The sequence below is a fragment of the Streptomyces sp. NPDC001787 genome (genome assembly GCF_040297465.1).
Lineage (GTDB): Bacteria > Actinomycetota > Actinomycetes > Streptomycetales > Streptomycetaceae > Streptomyces.
The window spans coordinates 16,489-33,162 of sequence record NZ_JBEOZE010000008.1; the positions used below are offsets into that span (position 1 = coordinate 16,489).

At 69.1% G+C, this 16,674-nt stretch carries 20 protein-coding genes; 17 read left to right on the plus strand and 3 right to left on the minus strand.

Annotated features, from left to right (window positions below; all coding sequences use genetic code 11):
• The first annotated feature begins 150 nt into the window (after window positions 1-150).
• The 4 genes from ABT170_RS13480 (at window position 151) to ABT170_RS13495 (ending at window position 2,802) form a co-directional block, all read left to right on the plus strand.
• Entirely contained in the window at window positions 151-426 is a 276-nt protein-coding gene (locus ABT170_RS13480; protein ID WP_351866720.1) for a hypothetical protein, read from the plus strand.
• A 48-nt stretch (window positions 427-474) separates the two neighbouring features.
• Window positions 475-942, plus strand: a complete 468-nt coding sequence (locus ABT170_RS13485; protein ID WP_351866723.1) for a hypothetical protein — start codon at window positions 475-477, stop codon at window positions 940-942.
• A 342-nt stretch (window positions 943-1,284) separates the two neighbouring features.
• Entirely contained in the window at window positions 1,285-2,022 is a 738-nt protein-coding gene (locus ABT170_RS13490; RefSeq protein WP_351866725.1) for a hypothetical protein, read from the plus strand.
• Between the two features lie 369 nt (window positions 2,023-2,391).
• The gene (locus tag ABT170_RS13495) at window positions 2,392-2,802 is read left to right on the plus strand and encodes a hypothetical protein (RefSeq protein ID WP_351866728.1); all 411 of its coding nucleotides are present in this window, start codon (window positions 2,392-2,394) and stop codon (window positions 2,800-2,802) included.
• An 888-nt stretch (window positions 2,803-3,690) separates the two neighbouring features.
• Here ABT170_RS13495 and ABT170_RS13500 read toward each other — a convergent pair.
• Window positions 3,691-5,001, minus strand: coding sequence for an ATP-binding protein (locus ABT170_RS13500; protein ID WP_351866730.1), 1,311 nt, complete (start codon window positions 4,999-5,001; stop codon window positions 3,691-3,693).
• Window positions 5,002-5,419: 418 nt separating this feature from the next.
• Here ABT170_RS13500 and ABT170_RS13505 point away from each other — a divergent pair, with 418 nt between their 5' ends.
• From ABT170_RS13505 to ABT170_RS13535, 7 genes are all read left to right on the plus strand, one after another.
• The gene (locus ABT170_RS13505) at window positions 5,420-7,342 is read left to right on the plus strand and encodes a vWA domain-containing protein (RefSeq protein ID WP_351866733.1); all 1,923 of its coding nucleotides are present in this window, start codon (window positions 5,420-5,422) and stop codon (window positions 7,340-7,342) included.
• Between the two features lie 133 nt (window positions 7,343-7,475).
• Window positions 7,476-7,724, plus strand: a complete 249-nt coding sequence (locus tag ABT170_RS13510; RefSeq protein ID WP_351866736.1) for a hypothetical protein — start codon at window positions 7,476-7,478, stop codon at window positions 7,722-7,724.
• Window positions 7,725-7,914: 190 nt separating this feature from the next.
• Window positions 7,915-9,063 (plus strand): AcrVA2 family anti-CRISPR protein, encoded by a 1,149-nt coding sequence (locus tag ABT170_RS13515; protein WP_351866739.1) that lies wholly within the window; start codon window positions 7,915-7,917, stop codon window positions 9,061-9,063.
• A gap of 389 nt (window positions 9,064-9,452) precedes the next feature.
• Window positions 9,453-10,859 (plus strand): hypothetical protein, encoded by a 1,407-nt coding sequence (locus ABT170_RS13520; protein WP_351866741.1) that lies wholly within the window; start codon window positions 9,453-9,455, stop codon window positions 10,857-10,859.
• Between the two features lie 248 nt (window positions 10,860-11,107).
• Window positions 11,108-11,335: a hypothetical protein gene (locus tag ABT170_RS13525; RefSeq protein WP_351866744.1), complete on the plus strand. Its 228-nt coding sequence runs from the start codon at window positions 11,108-11,110 to the stop codon at window positions 11,333-11,335.
• 266 nt (window positions 11,336-11,601) lie between these two features.
• Window positions 11,602-11,880, plus strand: a complete 279-nt coding sequence (locus ABT170_RS13530) for a hypothetical protein (RefSeq protein WP_351866746.1) — start codon at window positions 11,602-11,604, stop codon at window positions 11,878-11,880.
• A 115-nt stretch (window positions 11,881-11,995) separates the two neighbouring features.
• Window positions 11,996-12,301 (plus strand): hypothetical protein, encoded by a 306-nt coding sequence (locus tag ABT170_RS13535; protein WP_351866749.1) that lies wholly within the window; start codon window positions 11,996-11,998, stop codon window positions 12,299-12,301.
• Window positions 12,302-12,332: 31 nt separating this feature from the next.
• Here ABT170_RS13535 and ABT170_RS13540 read toward each other — a convergent pair whose 3' ends face one another.
• Both ABT170_RS13540 and ABT170_RS13545 read right to left on the minus strand, forming a co-directional pair.
• Entirely contained in the window at window positions 12,333-12,653 is a 321-nt protein-coding gene (locus ABT170_RS13540; protein WP_351866752.1) for a hypothetical protein, read from the minus strand.
• Window positions 12,650-12,922, minus strand: a complete 273-nt coding sequence (locus tag ABT170_RS13545) for a hypothetical protein (RefSeq protein ID WP_332757041.1) — start codon at window positions 12,920-12,922, stop codon at window positions 12,650-12,652. Before ABT170_RS13545 ends, ABT170_RS13540 begins: the two co-directional genes overlap by 4 nt.
• A gap of 206 nt (window positions 12,923-13,128) precedes the next feature.
• Between ABT170_RS13545 and ABT170_RS13550 the strand changes: the two genes are divergently transcribed.
• The 6 genes from ABT170_RS13550 (at window position 13,129) to ABT170_RS13575 (ending at window position 16,541) form a co-directional block, all read left to right on the plus strand.
• Window positions 13,129-13,377 carry a hypothetical protein gene (locus ABT170_RS13550; RefSeq protein ID WP_351866755.1) on the plus strand — a complete coding sequence of 83 codons (249 nt, stop codon included), beginning with the start codon at window positions 13,129-13,131 and terminating at the stop codon, window positions 13,375-13,377.
• A 30-nt stretch (window positions 13,378-13,407) separates the two neighbouring features.
• Window positions 13,408-13,644 (plus strand): DUF3263 domain-containing protein, encoded by a 237-nt coding sequence (locus tag ABT170_RS13555; RefSeq protein ID WP_332757043.1) that lies wholly within the window; start codon window positions 13,408-13,410, stop codon window positions 13,642-13,644.
• Window positions 13,645-13,847: 203 nt separating this feature from the next.
• On the plus strand, window positions 13,848-14,111 hold the full coding sequence (locus ABT170_RS13560) for a hypothetical protein (RefSeq protein ID WP_332757044.1): 264 nt from the start codon (window positions 13,848-13,850) through the stop codon (window positions 14,109-14,111).
• A gap of 237 nt (window positions 14,112-14,348) precedes the next feature.
• Window positions 14,349-15,515, plus strand: coding sequence for a hypothetical protein (locus tag ABT170_RS13565; RefSeq protein ID WP_351866759.1), 1,167 nt, complete (start codon window positions 14,349-14,351; stop codon window positions 15,513-15,515).
• A gap of 28 nt (window positions 15,516-15,543) precedes the next feature.
• Window positions 15,544-15,834: a hypothetical protein gene (locus ABT170_RS13570; protein ID WP_332757046.1), complete on the plus strand. Its 291-nt coding sequence runs from the start codon at window positions 15,544-15,546 to the stop codon at window positions 15,832-15,834.
• 62 nt (window positions 15,835-15,896) lie between these two features.
• The gene (locus ABT170_RS13575) at window positions 15,897-16,541 is read left to right on the plus strand and encodes a bifunctional DNA primase/polymerase (protein ID WP_351866762.1); all 645 of its coding nucleotides are present in this window, start codon (window positions 15,897-15,899) and stop codon (window positions 16,539-16,541) included.
• The last annotated feature ends 133 nt before the right edge of the window (window positions 16,542-16,674 follow it).

Here is a 16,674-nt window from a genome sequence, read left to right on the forward strand (position 1 = left end):
GTCCGGACGCTGCCCTCGAGGGCAGCGTCCCGGCGCCTCCCGGATCCGGCGTCCGCGCATTTCGCGGGCACGTGATCAGCCGCTGTCTGGCTCCTACCGTGCGCAGCATCGCCGAACGCCGACGAGCCCACCGAAGACGAAGGAGCCGACATGGCCTGCCTGACCCTCTGCTACAGCGCCCCGTGGACCGGGCTTTCGGCAGCGCTGACGGGTGCCCTGATCGCTGCTGGAGCCACCAGCAGCGCAAGCGACGGCAGGCCCACCTCCTTCTACGACTACGAGTGCGTGCTGAACGACCTGGCTGCCATCCAGGGGCACTGCGAGAAGACCAAGGACCCCGTCACCCTCTCCGCCATCGAGGAAGACGTCGCCGACCTGCTCGCCGAACAGGCCGACATCATCACCGCGTTGGCGGCGTACCTCTGAACCGCAGCGACACAGCGCTGAGACCCGCGACCCGAAAGCTCTGCACCTATGCCCGACACCCTCACACGTCCCCACGGGGCCCCCACCGACTGGCCCGAGTTCCCTGCCGTTCCTCCGCTGGTCACCGACCATCCGCTGCCGCCTGAGCGGTGGCCCGCCCTCGCCCTGTCGTGGCGGCTGGTCACCGCGCACGTGCTCCACCCCGACCGCGGTGACATCATCAGCGCGTGGCTCACCCAGCCTGGCGCTCCCGGGCCGCTGGCAGTCGCCTACCGGCACCGTTTCAACCACTCCCACCCATACGGGTGGGCATGCGGCATCCACGTATTCAGCGTGCCGATCCCCAACGGGAACCGCACCGACGCCCGGCTGTCCTACGACTGCACACGAAGCGGCATCACACGCACTCCAGAGGAAGCCCGGGCCCAAGCGCTGCGCCACGTCGCCGAGCTGCACCAGGACGCGGCTGTGCCGTACGCCGCCCGCTCACTGAGGGCCCGACGCTTCTACTGCTGACGACCCCGTGCCGGTCCCGGCATCTGCTTATCTGCTTGAGCGCTGGCCACCTGCCAGGCCGGGGGCCACCCCCCCCGGCCTGGGAGTGTGCCTCATATCCGCATGGGTGGACGCCCAGCCGCCGGCCGCGTGCTCACCGGGCGGCTCCATGAAGCGGACATGAGTCCTGTCCACCATGCGCCCGCGCCCTCACCTCGGCCCGCCCCCCTGCCGGACAGGTCCGCGGCCGCACTCCCTCAGTTGGTTTCGCGGCAGCTCGGCACGTGCCTGGCGAGCTCGTAACTTCCTCACCGCCAGCTCGCACCGGCCACCGAGTCACCAACACCTTCCAGGAGCGGACCAATGAAGCGCAGCCTTCGCCGTCGCATCGAACGGACGATCAACCAGTCGTGGAAGACCACCGACCGAGATGATCGCGGCACGGTCGGAGTGGCGCTCATCTTCCCGCCCAACGCATTCGGTGACGCGCCGACCTGGACGCCCGGCCCTGGCTTCCGGGCGCTGAACGACGAAGGAGCGACCAACACCGCGTTCGTCCGCGACAACGGGGACGGCACGGAGACCGTCGTCGTCGGTGGCATCGGCCCCGCCCAGCGCCCGGGCATGGACGGCGGCCCCTGGACGGAAGAGGAGGTATGGACGGTCACCGCCCCGGTCGACGACTTCGACGGTTGCGGGCTCGGCAACAACACCCAGGGCATCACCTGGATGCTCGACCGGCCCCGCGCGGTCATCCACCGCGAGCGGTACGCAACCCACCCTCTGGCGACCGTTGAGGCGTACTGGGAGAACTTCAAGGAGGTCTGGGGGTTCCTGCCCTCCGGTGAGCTGCGCTGGTACGGAGGGTGGCCGTTCGGCGAGGGGCGGGAATGGGCCTACCTGGTCTGCCGTCCCGCGTGGGCGTCGGAAGAGGAGAACGAGGCCGCGCTCCTGGACGACGTCGTCACTCTGGCCCGCCTGTTCAGCGCGGAGGTCCGCGTCTACCCGTACGACCTCCAGAAGCGTGAGATATCCGGGCCTCTCGGCAGCTCGCGCTGGGAAACCCACCTCTCGGACGTGACGCGTCGCCTGCGGAAGTGACGCGTCGCCTGCGGAAGTGACCTGCACCGGCTCCGGGCGTACCTCGGTACGCCCGGAGCCTCCGCCACTCACTGTGCCGCACGGGTGGGAGGCTCGGTGACTCACCTCCCGCCGGTCGACCTGTCCAGACATCGGCGCCCACGGCACGAGGCACAGGCCGGCTAAGACCGAAGCGCCAAGGGTGCGGTGCGGCTCTCTGCGATGCGACGTCTGCACACGCTGGCAAGCCGCACGCAGGGCACCGGTCAGCCGATCACCTGGAGCTGACGGCAGACCCGGGGGCCGTCGCCTGACGGCCCCCGGGTCTGCCGTCTCGCTCTCCCGAGCGCCCTTCGGGCAGCCCCAATCCCTTACGAGGAGCCCCACACCATGCCTTCGCAGCCCGCTCCACTCGACACAGATGCCCTCCTTGCCGCGGTGGAGCAGGACGCCGAGCAGGTCCGGCAGGCTCGGGCACGTCTTGCTCTGGCCAGCCTCGGCCTCATCACCGCCCGCATCCGCGCTGACCATCCCGCAGCTCGATACCTCCAGCTGGGCTTCACCGTCAGCATGAAGACCTACACGGGCCGGACAGAGGCCGGGCGGATCTGGCTTCAGGAATCCGAGCAGGCAGGCCGCTGGCGGGCGTGTCTGGACGACGACGCCCGATCGGACCTCGAAGGCTGGTGCACTCACCTCGGCCAGGACATCGAGGAACTGCTGCCGACGCTCTGGGCGCGAGACCCAACAACCGGACTGCAAGTCGTCGATCTGGATGCCGTGGTGGCCGCCCTATCGTGACGACGTGATGCCCGGCGCCGGCAGGAAACCTCCCGCTGGCGCCGGGCATCGTTGTGCACCTGCAGAGGGTCCGTACAGGGGCCCACTACCGCCCCGCCACCTGTCCTGCCTTGTATCCGCAGGTGAGTGACACCCGGGGCTGGCCGCCTCCACAGGGCTGGCCGGCCTGGGGGCCCTTGAGCGAAGCGCACTACATCGTCCATCCGGAAGCCCCTGTAACCACGGTGGTTACATACAGTCTGTCCATGCTGCCTAGCCGTACTCGGCGCTGACGCGTCTTGGAGGTGCCGCCCGCGCGCTGAGCCCACCTGGTCACCTTGCATCGGGCCACGTCCTGATCACGACCGCGCAGCGAGGCAACCGTCACCGCGTCCCGACCGAGCTGCCTTCCACCCGGACACCGAGTACCGAAGACCACCAGAAAACAGGCCGGCCGGGGCACAGCGGTGCCCCAACAGATTCGGATAGGTCCGGCCGGGGGCTTGCCGCTGCTGAGGCTGGGGCGGCCTAGATCCTCGGGGCCGTAGAGGTGCGCTGGTCATCCCCTGGTTGGGTCGTTACGGTAAGGCCAGCAGGAAGCGCTCCGTCATGGCCTGATCGAGCGGCGTAGAGGATTGACGCCGGTATCGAGAGCGCTCTGGGTACCGGCGTCAGCCATGTCTGAGCCCCGGCTGGTCATGGTCCGCTCCTCCTCGGTCATGGCTGCCCAGCGAGCAAGGGCGCGCCCTCCTCGCCGAAGGGGTGCCCACCGAGAGCGGGGCCACCGTATTGAGGAGTGGCGCACCCCATGCGCCCAAGTGCTGGTGCTGTCCGGCGGCCGGCCTGGAACCAACCCGCTGTTGCGGGCCCCGCTTGAACGGGGCCCGCAACAGCGGGTTGGTTCCACGATCAGACCTGGCCTCCCAGAGCCAGGGCCTTGACGGTCACACCGAAGACCTTCGAGGCCACATCGGTCACCGTCGGCACGTCCTCCGGCCGGGGGCACTGACCCACGATGACCGATGCCGCGAACATCACGCCCGCCGTCTTGGCCACCGTCGAGGCGAGCAGCAGCTCACGCATCTGGGGAACCCACACCCCAGTACCACCGTCCTCACGGTCCTTGGCATCCTTCGTGCGCAGGTTCTCCGCGAGCCTGATGAACTTCGCCGGGACGCCCAGAGCCTTGGCCGCGTCGAGATCGGTGGTGACCTCCACCGGGACCGCGAAGCGGGACACCAGGGCGTCATCGAGCTGCCGCACGCCGATGCCCTCGGGGTTGTAGCCGCACAGCGCATAGAACCCCGGCGCGGCCGTCACCACCGGCGCGTCCGGCTTGTCATCGAGGCTGAGCGTCCCGCGCCCGTCGAGAACCGAATACAGCACGGCCAGAACCTCAGACGGGATACGGGTGATCTCGTCGACGAACAGCGGACGCCCCTCCTTCATCGCGCGGGTCAGCGGGCCGTCGGACCACTTGAACGTGCCATCGTTCTGCGGCAGGTAGGAGCCCACGAAGTGGGAGACGGTCATGTCACCGTGACCGTTGATCGTGATCAGGTCCCGGCCGAAAGCAGCCTCCGCCAGTGCGGACTTGCCGGTACCGGGCAGGCCGTACAGCCGCACCGGGATACCGGCAGTGCGCAGGTGCTTGAGCAGCGCCACGTCGTGGTGGCCGCCCAGGTCACGCGGCCGGTAGATCTGGCCGTTGGGCCGGTAGTACTCCCGCTCACCCTTGATCATGGCGTCGCGCTGGTCGGCAACCTGAGCACGGGGGGCCGCCGTGGCAGGCTGCGCAGCCTGGGAGAGCTGACGCTTCACGAACATCTGCGCGAGGGTGCGCGGCTCATCGGCGCGAACGTGGGCACCGGACGGGCTCTTCGACTCCACCTCGAAGTACTCGATGGTCTTGCGGGGGTCCTTGGAGTCTTCCTCGCTCAGGCCCGAGTCCTCGATGACGATCGGCTGAATCAGAATGTTGGTGTAGTTCTTGCGGCCGTGCTTGTCGGCCCACTTGCTCCGGAGCGCCCCCCAGGCAAGCTTGGCCAGCTCGTTCGGGTTGCTCGTGCCGGTTTCACCGTAGGCACCGGCCCGCCGGTACACCGGCTGGGTGTGCCCAGCGCTCGCCGTGTGGCAGTAGCCGTTGGACGTCGCAACGGCGACGTACGTCTTCTGCTGCGCGCTGGTGAGGTCCTGGACCTTGAAACCGAGAAGGAACATGGGGATCTCCGGGTGTCTCGTTCGGGAAGGGATCTTGCGATGCCCTGAACTTATGAGAACCCCGGCAAACGCCCAACTTCGGGCTGTCCGGCGCAAGTTGGGTCCTTTCAGGCGCTCGTTGTAAGCCCGTCAACGGCCTGCCGACTTCCGAGCTTCAGCGGCTTTGGGCAGCTCAGCGGGCTGTGAGTCACGCGTCGTTCTTCAGGCACGATCCACGATCCACGTCGGTGGCCAGACGCCACCGACGGCAGCCGGCGGGAGGGTTCCGCCGAGCTTGCGGCGGTGCTGTCCGCGGCGCATCCCAGGCGCCACAAGGCCTTTTCCACCTTCAGAATCTTGGATTCGCGGCGAGTCGTTCCGAGGCCGTGGGCGGTGGCCCAATCAGGGCGCAACGAACCGCCGACTGAAAGGCCCCGCGATGACCGCCCGCACCAAAGCGCCCGTGACCTCCCCCTGGGACGACGTGACGCACCCGGCATGGCTTGGCCTGTCGGCTCGTACCGGCGAATGGCTCTCGGCCGTCTCGGAACGTGACGACGTGATCGCTGTCGTTCACCCTGGCGCTCCGGAGAGCAAGTACGCGGAGTTCTACCCGGCGCTCGCCGAGGGCCGCTTCGCCCCGGACCAGCTCCTTGAGGGCCAGCCGAACCCGGCGCTGATCGACCCGAACGCGTGGGCCGACCGCTGTGCACACCCGGCGTTCGCCGGTGCCATCGCCCACGAGGCCGCGCACGCCAAGCACACCAAGTTCGCTCCCACCCGGCAGCACAGCGCGTCGGCCGTCCGCTGGGCCACGATCCTGGAAGAGCCCCGCATCGAGCACCGGCTGATTCAGGACCGGCCGGGCGACCGGGCGTGGCTGCGGGCTTCTACCCGCCACGTTCTTCTGACCGGTGTCAGCGGCGGGCACGATGACAAGTCGGTGCCGGGCGCAGTGCACCAGGCAGTGCTCATCCTGGGCCGCGCGGCCGGTGGGGTGCTGGACGACGATGAGGTGCAGCCGGTCACCGATCAGGTGACGGGAATCCTCGGTGACGCTGTGATGGCGGAGCTGAACGGCATCTTCCGTGAGCTGTTCGACCTGGACGACGACGACCAGGACGGGCTTCTCGCCCTGGGAGCACGCGTTGCCCGCCTCGCGCAGGACGACACGGACGACGACCAGCAGAACGGCGAAGAGGGCGGCAGCGGCCAGGGCCAGGGAGGGCAGGGCCAGGGAGGGCAGGGCACCGGCTCCCCGTCGGGAGGCACTGGGCAGGGAGGCTCGGGCGACGCCGAGGACGGGCAGAACGATAGCGATCCGATCACCGTCATGATGCCGTGCGGCGCAGTCACCTGGGGCGACCCCTCCCAGGCCGAGAACGGCAGCGGCGGCAGTGGCGGCAACGGCGACGGCAACGGCGACCAGCAGAGCACCCCGTCTGTGGCGGAGCGCGTTGTCGACCAGATCACTCGCGCCGCTGTGGAATCGGCGCACGCGAAGATCGCGGTTGTTGCCCTCCCGAAGCGGCCGGACTACAGCGGCCACCAGGCTGCGCAGAAGGCTGCGCAGAACGTGTTTACCGACGGCGGCGTCGGCTTCCGGCAGATCAGGGTTCAGCAGGTTAAGCCCGACGAGAGCCAGCAGCGCCAGGCCCGCGCGCTGCTCAACGCTCTGGGCAAGGCCCAGTACCGGGATGTGAACCGCACGACACGCGCCGTCAGCGCCCCGCCCGGACGCATGGTCATGCGGGAGGTCGTACGCCGCGAGGCGCAGATCCGGGCTCGCACGGAGGTGTCGGCCCTGCCGTGGCAGCGCACCTCTCGCCGTCAGGAGGAGAACCCGCCTCTCACGGTCGGCATCAGCCTGGACGTGTCGGGCTCGATGGGCCCCTGGATCGGGCCGGTTGCCTCGACCGGATGGGCTCTTGCCCACGCCGTGGCGTCTCCGCGTCTGGCGGGCACCGTTGCCTCCGTCGCCTGGAACGGGTACAACCGCTCCGACATAGCCACAGCCCTGATCAAGCCGGGTAAGCGGCCCCTCACCGTCCCCGTGCCGGTCATGGGCGGCGGCTCTGACGGCTGCGGCCAGTCCCTCTACGCGCTGGACGGTGCGCTGAACCTCACCGGCAAGTCCGGCGCGCGTGTCGCGGTGGTCATCACCGATGGGGACCTGCCCAACACGCCGGATGTGCAGCGGGCGGCCGACCACCTCACCCGCGCGGGCGTGCTGCTGCTGTGGCTGAGCGTCAAGGACGGCGGCTGGGCTCCCAACGGCGCTCACGTCGAGTACCTGAGCGACCCCACGAACTTCGGGCCCATCGTGGGCCGTGCGCTCGCCCGCGCGCTGACCAACGCCTGACCACCCCGAGGGGGCCGCACGAGCGGCCCCCTCGCTTTTCCGCGCCCGTCCAGCCAGTCAGCCGGCGCGGGCTGCGCTGTCCGCTGCGGCCGCGACAGTCGGCGGACGGACGCCACGAACAGGAGTAGCCACCGTGACCCCACCCAAGGACCCAGACGTTCCCCGAACTCATGCCCGGCACCACCCCAGACTTCTGCGGGGTCAGGGCCGGCACCTGATGAACGCCGGCTACCTCAGCTTCATCGTGTTCGGCGTAGGCGCCCTGACGCTCACGGACTGGGTGCGCGGAGCCGACGGGTGGATCTGGCTGCCCGCCGTGGTGCCCGTGACCTTCGTGATCGTCGGAGCAGCGGTCCAGACCCGCGACGAACACACCAGCTGACGGCGGCGGACGGACGCCTTGAGCAGCGCCCGGCCTGTCCTGACACAGGCCGGTGACCAGCTCCAGCCCGCCCTCCGCCGCCCGGCATTCGCGACCAGATGAGCTTCTACCGCCGCGTTCGTAGCTTTCGGCCACGGTCCCGCCTCCGGGCGGCTCCGTGGACCCCCGCCGCCGACGACCAGGTAGAGCCATGCCGAACTCTCACGCACGAGCACTGCGCACCCACGACATCAACGAGGTCTTCGTTCAGGAGCTGAAGGCCCGCGAGGACCAGCTCCGCTCGAACCACGTGTGGATCGCTCCCGTTCTCGACCAGCTCTCCGGCGGCCGCGTGGTCACCCCGCCGCGTTACGTTCCGGCTCGCTTCACCCTTGCGGACCAGGCCGACCTGATCGACGAGGCCTCTCACGTCGGCATCTACCGGATGTGGGCCCGGCGCGGTCGGGTGACGTTCGATGTGAACGAGCACCTGGCCGCCGAGCTGTATCGGTCGACGTACAAGGAACTGCCCGGCAGGATCTTCGACCACCTGCCCTACATCAATCCGCTGGTCGTCCTCCCGGACCCGTGGCCGATCCGCTACCAGAAGTCGGACGGGCTGGTGCGAGGCTTCTTCGTCCACGGGTACAACCAACTGCCCGAGCGGCAGACGTACACCGACGAAGACATCGAGGGCCTCGGTCTGCTCTTCGTCATCGACCTGCTCGACGACGACACCGGAGAGGTGCGGCACCAGACGTACATACGCCTCCACATCCCCACCGGACTGCGACAGTTCACCTTGAAGCAGGCGGTCGGCTTCGCCGCAGCGCGAGCGGAAGCCCGATGGGCGCGCACCCCTGAAGAGAAGCCGGTCCTTGCCCTGTTCGAGGCCCTGTTGAAGCCCGCTCTCAGCATCTTGGTGTACCTGTGCTGCGACAACCGGGACGTCGTCGAACCTCTCGTCGTCAAGCCCACCCGCAAGAAGCGCAAGAGGCCTGCGCCGCGCGACCGGGACCCCTTCTTCGTTGAGGTCGGCTGGCGCGTGGGTCCTCGCCTCCACGCGGCCAGGCGTGCTGCTGGAAGGGTTACGGAAGGCGATGGTGTGCCCTCCGGAGTGCAGCGAGCGCCGCACCAGCGGGCCGGGCACTTCCACCGCTACTGGACCGGCCCGAAGCGGACTCAGGAGGTCACGATGTTCGTCGAACCGCACTGGGTCAACTTCCATCTGCTGCCAGAAGACGTAGACCCGATCACCATGGTCGTCCCGGTGGACCCGCAACGGCACGATCCGCTCCGCAGGCGCGGTCTGCGCAGCCACACCGGGAAACCGTCGAAGGCGTTGGCGTACGCGGCGTGACCGGCTTACGCCGCCAGCCCCGGGAGGAACACCGGGGCTGGCGGCCGTCGAGGACCTGATCTGGGACGGACAGGCCTGTCCGTCCCCGCCTCCTCGTGCCGTCCCTGCACCCCGCTGGCTCCGCGAACCGGCGGCGCCCAGTTGTACCGATCAGAAGGTGAGAGCCGCCCGGAAGGGCGCCCCGTCCGCGGGCTGTGGACGGCCCGCCTTCTGTGATCGCAGGCGCTGATTCGCCGTGCCGTGCGCACCTGAGGTCCTCCTCGTACCTTCGCTCCCGCCCCGAGGCCGGCCGCGCAGATCGCGGTGGCGCCCGAGGGCGCTGAACCCACTCGATCCGCCTTGGAGCCTTGACCATGTCTGTGCCGACACATACGCCCCGCACGGTTGGCGTGCCTGGCATCGGCACGCTGACCATCCTCGACACCGTTCTGCCCCACGGGCGGGTCCGATTCAAGGTCACCGGACCGCACATCAAGGGCACCTTCATCGTGGCCCCGGAGGCCAAGCGAGGTGGCACCGTGCTGCCCACGACGGTCCAGGTGCAGTACGGCGACGGACTCGAGCCGCAGACGTACTACACACCGCGGCCCGACGAGCCCGTCGTCTACCGGGTCGGCGTCCATGGCCACACCGCCGGGCTCGACCCGGATACCATCCCGACGCGCTACTTCCTGGGCCCGTACGCCGTAGCCTCCGGCCGGACGTTCCTCACCGAACGACTGCCGGACGGCACCCGCCGACGTACCGAAGCCGTGGTCCGCTGCCTCCTGGAGATGTGGCGCGGCCGCGACGATGTCGCCGAGCTGAAGCTGGCGGCTGCGGTCGCCCGAGCAGACGAGCACGCAAGGTACGAGGAGCAGCAGGCCGACCAGCTCGAGGCCGAAATCCAGAAAGTGACCGCCCAGCGAGTCTCGGCCCGCCGAACGGTCAACCAGCTCACCGGCATCCTGCGCCGGCGGGCCGGCGCTGTCCTTCCAGCAGACCCGACCCCGGTGAAGGTGCCGTTCTTCGACCGTCACGGTCACCAGATGGGCATCCTGACCGTACGAGAGACCCCCGCCCCGGCCGGCACACGGCCTGGCAGCGTGGTCTACAACGTCCAGGGCGCCAGGGTCGCCGGATCGTTCACCGTGGAGCGCTACCGGTACAACAACACCCCCTGGCCGGAAGGGATCAACATCACGTACGGGATCCCGACCAGCCGCTACGGCCATGAAGCACGCGACGAACCGACCATCAACACCATCCGACTGAGCGGCGGCTGGAGCAGCAGCGGCGACACGGGACGCATCACCCTGACCACCCCCGAGCGACTGCCGGCCCGCATACGGCTCTCTCCCACCACCGGCTGCTCCGCACCGGTGGCCACCGAACGACGGGCGTCCGGTGTGCTTCGAGCACTCGCGTTGCGGTATCTCGCGCGGCCGGACGCAGAGGCCCTGCACCTGGCCGCTGCCAAGGACCGCGCCCCGGCGCTTCTCACTGCCACACGGCAGCAGCTGAAGGAGCTGCGCGAACAACAGCAGAAGCTGACCCGGAAGGCGGCCGAGCACCGCAAGCGCGCCGCGCAGTACCGCGAGCTCCTCGCGCCTCTCCGCACGCTGCCGGATATCCAGTCGGACCCGTCGGTGACCATCGCCAAGCAGGAGGCGCGCGGCGGAGCTGGTCGAGCAGACGTGGGCAGACGAAGGCTGAGCTCTCCCAGGATGCTGAACGCCCGCGGCCGCGACTCAATAGGCCCGCGGGCAGCCCTCGGTGATCAGCGACGATCGACACCGGCCGTACGGCCAGGGTGAATCCTGCGGTGAGCCAGATGCAGATCATCTTCCCAGACGGCTCCCGCCTGCCCGGGCGGGAGCCAGCGCGCTCCAGTCGAGCGCGCTGTCCGGCAGTACGTGACACCGACGCGCAGCTGCGGACGTGTGCTGCCGGACATCCGGAAGGGGACTTTCGCGGGGCCGACGGGTCGTCCGCCGAGGCTGCCTACCTTCAGCTCCACAAGACAGCGGCTGATCAAGAGCAGCCCGGACCGAAGGAGCGCCACATGAGCACGGCGATACTGCAGCCCACTGACGAGGTCGTCATCTCCACCGTGCGGACCCCGGACCTTACCCGCCCGCACCGCGTGCTCCCCATCGGTCAGCAGCACATCGACGACCAGGCCCCCATGGGCCGGTGCACCGTGTGCGACGCCATCGGAGAGTGGAACGCACTCGTCGACCTGGCGCCTTCCGCGTACGGCTGCCCCGGCCGTCCGCCCTACGGCGCCTGAGTCACCGTCGGAGCGCGGCCCACGTGCACCGCGCTCCACAGGCCTGCCCTCCGCTGTCCGCTCTCCCCTGAACCATGGGCACCTGCCCACGCCGTCTGGCCCCGGCCGGAACGCCCACGGCCCAGCAAGGGCTTCGGCTCGAAACACCTCACCCCGCTCACCCGCCCTTCAAGCGGCTCTCCCCGGTTTCGCGCGCGCTGAGGAGATCAGGCCGTGCGGTGCGAATCTCCACCTCGTCAAAGCGACCCGACCCCGGAGGACACATCATGCGTAAGCTCGCCCTGATCCTGACACTCGGTCTCCTGTGGGCGGCGCTCCCGAGCCTGGGCATGGTCCTCTTCAGCATCGTCTGCTCCGTGATCAGCGCCGTGCTGGTCGTCGTAGCACTGGTCAAGGCTCACCTGGCCTTCATCTGCTGCATCGGCGCGGTCGCTGTGCTGGCCCGCACGAACCCCACCGCCATTCCCAGGGCGACCCGCTGGCTGGCCCGCGCGATTGCCGACTCCGTCGCGGCCGTCATGCCGCAGAAGACCGACAAGGCCTGACAGTCCCGGGCCCGGCAGGGACGACATCCCGTTCCTGCCGGGCCCGGGCTCCGCTGCTTCCCGATCGAACGGACCGGCCGAGGGAGAGATGTTGCAGGTCACCGCTACGGTCACGATGACCGATGTCACGCGGTACATGATCGTTTCCGGCGCTCCCGCGTATGTGGTGATGGACGGCGCCGACGTGGCATACGTCCTCGACCCGGAGGCGGTCGTCATCGAGTACCGCAAACGGACCGGTGAGGCGGCCTACATGCCGTTCAAGGCCGCTGTGACCGGCTATCGCCTCGGCCCGGAAGGCCGCATCGGTGACGATCGGGCGTCCGGCTGGCAGATGCTGGGAACCTACGAGCCCGACGAGACTCCGCAGTGGCTGCAAGACCTGGCTGAGCGGCACAGGCCCAGGCTCAGCGACCTCTAGACGTGAGAAGGCCGCATGGCACCGCTCGGCGTCAGTCCGCCCACACGATGCGGAGGATGATCACGAAACGCTGCTTGGCCTGCGTATTCCGCTCCGGATCATGGACCTGGTAGGGGATCACCAAGGAGCCCTCCGCCGCCACCCGGTCCCACTCAGGCCGGCTCGGCGAACGAGTCGACCCTGCCCGGTACGGATCGGCGATGATCCGTCGGATCATCGCGTCGACGGCATCCTGCGGCGTCGGGGCGGCGGGGTGATTGGTCAGCTCCTCGTACTGGGCGCGGGCCTGCTTGGACGGGGCCCACGGCCACGTTCCCGGCGGTTGTGAAGGACGGCCGTCGTTCTCGCTCACTGGCCACTCGCCAGCGACCACGGCTCCGCGAGGTCCAGGTCGCCAGCCATGCCGGCGTCGCTGTCCGAATCCAGCTGCGCATCGCGAGCGGTCACCGCCCGAGCCCACCACTTGTCCCTGAAGGCAGCGACGCGCGTGAGGTCGTCCAGGTCGAGGCCGTCGCGTTCGGTCTCGAACGCCGCCACCTGATCGGTAGGCAGAGCCTCCCGGATTCCGCGCAGCGTCTTGCGGGGGTGCCGCGGTGCCGGCTCTACGGGCTGCGCAGTCATGGAGACCCTCCTTGTCCGGGCGGTGGATCGGTTCGCTCCCCGCCAGCAGGCGCGCCTTCGAGGATATGGCCCGCTGGCCCACCCCTTCCAGTGAACGCCACCAGCCGCCCGAATTCGCCAGCTTTCCGAGGATGCGCCCTCTGACGTCTAGCTTCGGTGGCGCAACCCCGACCAGCCCCACCGACCACTGGGAGCACGCCACCCGCATGACCCTCACGATCTACGCCCCCGCCCTCCCTTGCGGCCGGTTTCCCGCTCAGTGCACGAACGACGGCACCACCGAGCACGCCGCCCACGACTGGAATCTTCCCGGTGCCACCCACGCCGGGTGGCACTGCTACGGCTACAGCACCACCCCCGACGGCACTCGTGTCGGCTGGGCCGGCGGCACCGAGGAACCCGGCGACGCCATGGACCTTTGCCAGAACAACCCCGCCACGCCTGCCGCCAGCTGACGCGGGAGCCCACTACGGAGAAGGGAGCTCATGAACGCACTGACCGGCGACGCCCTCCTCGTCCTCGCCTCTGCCACCCATGTCACCGAGCTGGGAGACACCTCCGCGCAGGACGCGTACATCCAAGACCGCCTTGGTCTGCCGACCGCCACGTACTGGAGCGTCCTCCAGGACGTGCTGGACGACCCTTCGGCCACGCACCATGCCCCGGCAACGATCACAGCCCTGCGGGAACGGCACGGGCGACACGCGTACCCCACCCCGTGATGACCGTGCTGGTGGTCTGCCTCGCGAAGCAGACCACCAGCACGGTCCGCCGCTGCTGACCGGTTCGCTTCGCAGCATGTCGCTGAGGCACCAAGCAGGACCCCGCGACCGGAGCGTCCCTGATTCGCGTGGGGGCGCTCCCTGAAAGTGGCTGCCCCTAACCTCGCCGACGTCCGTTTGCCCAGAGGGAAAGGCCTTCTCGGTTGAACACCATCACCTCCGCAGCATCCTCTGCCGATCTCGTCACTGTCCGCCTCATCCGCGCCTCAGGACAATGGAGCTTGGAGATCTACGACGATCAGCGCACCCGTTTCTCCGTCTGCAGCAGGGACGAGGCTTCGCCCGAGCCACCGACCGACACGGCAGCGACGCTGCTGCTGAACACACACAGCGTGCTGGTCCCCGATGGCGCCGTCTGGGCGCACCGGGCACCAGGCATCTTGGAGGTCCGCGCGCGCCGGATCTGAAGCGAGCCCGCCCGGGAGCCTGGCAGAAGCCAGGCTCCCGGGCTCGCAGGTGCTGCCCGTTTCGCCGACCGCGGGACCTGTCCGGCCTTCCCCAAGCTGAAGGAGCGGGCGGCGCCCGGGCCTATGCGGATCCGTCTGCCCGTGCGGCGCCGGATTCGCCGCAGCGGCCACCGCGGGGGTGCCCTCTGGTCAGCTCTGGCCACAGAACAGCCCTCCCCGCATCGGAAGAAGCCTTCCATGAGTACAGCCGCACCAGCAGCCGTCCCGCCCATGCCCGCATCAGTCACGCCGGCTGCTGAGCTCGACGACACGTCCATCACGGACGAGATCGCTGCTCTCCTCCAGTGGGACCGACGGCATCTCCTGGCCACTGGTGAAGGGCCCCACATACCCCGCGGTGAACCGAGCCGCATCGCCGTCTGTGCTCTCGTCGGTCGCCTCAGGGAGCTCGAGCGAGTTCAGAAGCAGCGCGCGGACGACGCCGCGCGGGCGGCGTTCCAGAACCAGGAGATCCAGCGCAAGGCTGACAACCAGGCCCGTGCGAAGTTCGGGCCTCTCATCCGCAGCAGCAGTGGCTCCTACACGTACGTGGTAGCAGCGGACGGCCTCGGTGAGCTCGGCATCGTCAGCCGGCGTGGCGGAGGCAGGAAGTGGCGGTACCAGCGGGCGGGCACGGGTTCTTCCGGCCCAGAGTTCGACACGCGCCGCGAAGCCGCCGGAGACCTCGTGTGGCTCGGAGACCTTGCCGCTGAATCCGCTGCACGTCAGCAACAGCAGGACGCCGCGCGCACTGCAGTGCCCGAAGGATGGACATGGGGCGACTGGGACGATCTCGGCGAGGACGACATCATCCGTACCCCGATGTACGGCCGGGCCGAAGACGGAACGCTGTACCCGCGAGCGTGGCGCCCGGCCGCGGAGGTGCTGGCCGTTACCCGGCTGGGTAACGGCTGCGTGGTCGTATCCCTGGCCGGCCCCGGAGGCTCGTACGCCGATCCGCTGTTCGTCAGCAGCCAGGACATGGAGGACGTCGGATTCCTCTGGCCCGCCGGTCGTACCCGGCCGACGCCGCGGCCTTACCGCCACAAGCTCCGGATCCGGATGGCCGACATCGCAGACGACATCGCGACTGTCCAGCGCCGGCTCGGCCCTACGCCCGAGATTCGGAGCCTGATGGAGTTGGTCGGCCGGCTGGAGCAAGCACGGACGCCCAACCTTTTCGCCGACCTTCGGCGGGTGGAGGTGGGCACTGCGAAGCTCCGGGCACAGGTCAGCGACCACGAACAGTCCTACGAGGTCCAAAGGATCAAGAGCTGGGCGGTAGCCGCCCACATCAAGGCTCAACAGGCCCTCGGAGCGTTCTCCGCAGACCCGGACTTTGCATCGGCGGTGCCGACCGCCTGACTGCCGGAATCCCCGAAAGGTGACATTCATGCGCTCGAAGCTCGGACTTCTCCTCGCACTCGGCCTCCTGGCCATCGCCTTCCCCAACGCGACGATGCTGCTCTTCGAGACTCTGTGCATGATCGTCAGTGCTGTGATGATCACGGTCGCGTGGGTGACCGCACACCTGTCGCTCGTGTGCTTCGTCGGCTCCGTGAGCGTGCTCCTCTACTTCTTCCCCGGCACCTTCCGGCGGGCCGCCCAGTGGCTGGGACGAGCCCTGGCCGATGCCGTGCGCACCGTGTTTCCCCAGCAGACGCAGAGCCCCACCGCCCGATGAAGAGGTCGCGCGGCCGTCAGTGCGACGGCCGCGCGGCTGCCGACGCCAGAAAGCCCTCTACCGTGAGCACCGACCACCCACCCCGACAGACGCTCAAGTCCGCCGCGCTCGCGGCCGCCGCCCGAGGTTGGCGGGTATTCCCACTCCGGCCCGGCACCACCACGCCCGCTGTCCAGAACTGGCAGCAGAAGGCGACCTCCGACACCGACAAGATCAACGCCGCCTGGGACCACGGGCCGTACAACGTCGGACTCGCTCCCTGCCCGTCCGGCCTCCTCGTCCTCGACCTGGTGCCGGCCAACGGGGAACTCCCGCCGCTGCGTCACCGCTCCCCAGGTATCCAGGACGGCGCGGACATCCTGGCCGACCTGACCGACAAAGAGGGAGCGCGGTTCCCCGTCGAGACGTTCTCGGTACTCACGCCCGGACGCGGCCTCCAGCTGTACTTCACCCATCCCCACGGCCGCTGCCCCCAAGCCAGCCTGGGGGCAGACAGCCCGCTGGGCTGGCACGTCGCGATCCGGTCGGCGGACTCGTTCGTTCCTCTGCCGGTCAGCACCACCGCCGAAGGCACGTACGAGATCGCCCATCCCGGGCCGGTCAGTGCCTGGCCCGACTACCTGGCCCGGAAACTCCCCGCCGCTGCCTCGTCTCGTACGTGCCCCGGACGAGCCGCCACGCAGCAGGAAGCTCTACCTCTCGGCTGATCCGGCACATCCTCCGGTTCCCCCGGCCCCGGCAGACACCTGCCGGGGCCTTTTCGTACCTACCGCCCCTCAGCCGCCCTGTCCGGCATCCCCCCTGTGAGCGCACACCCCCGAGGCGGGCCGACGGGCTGGT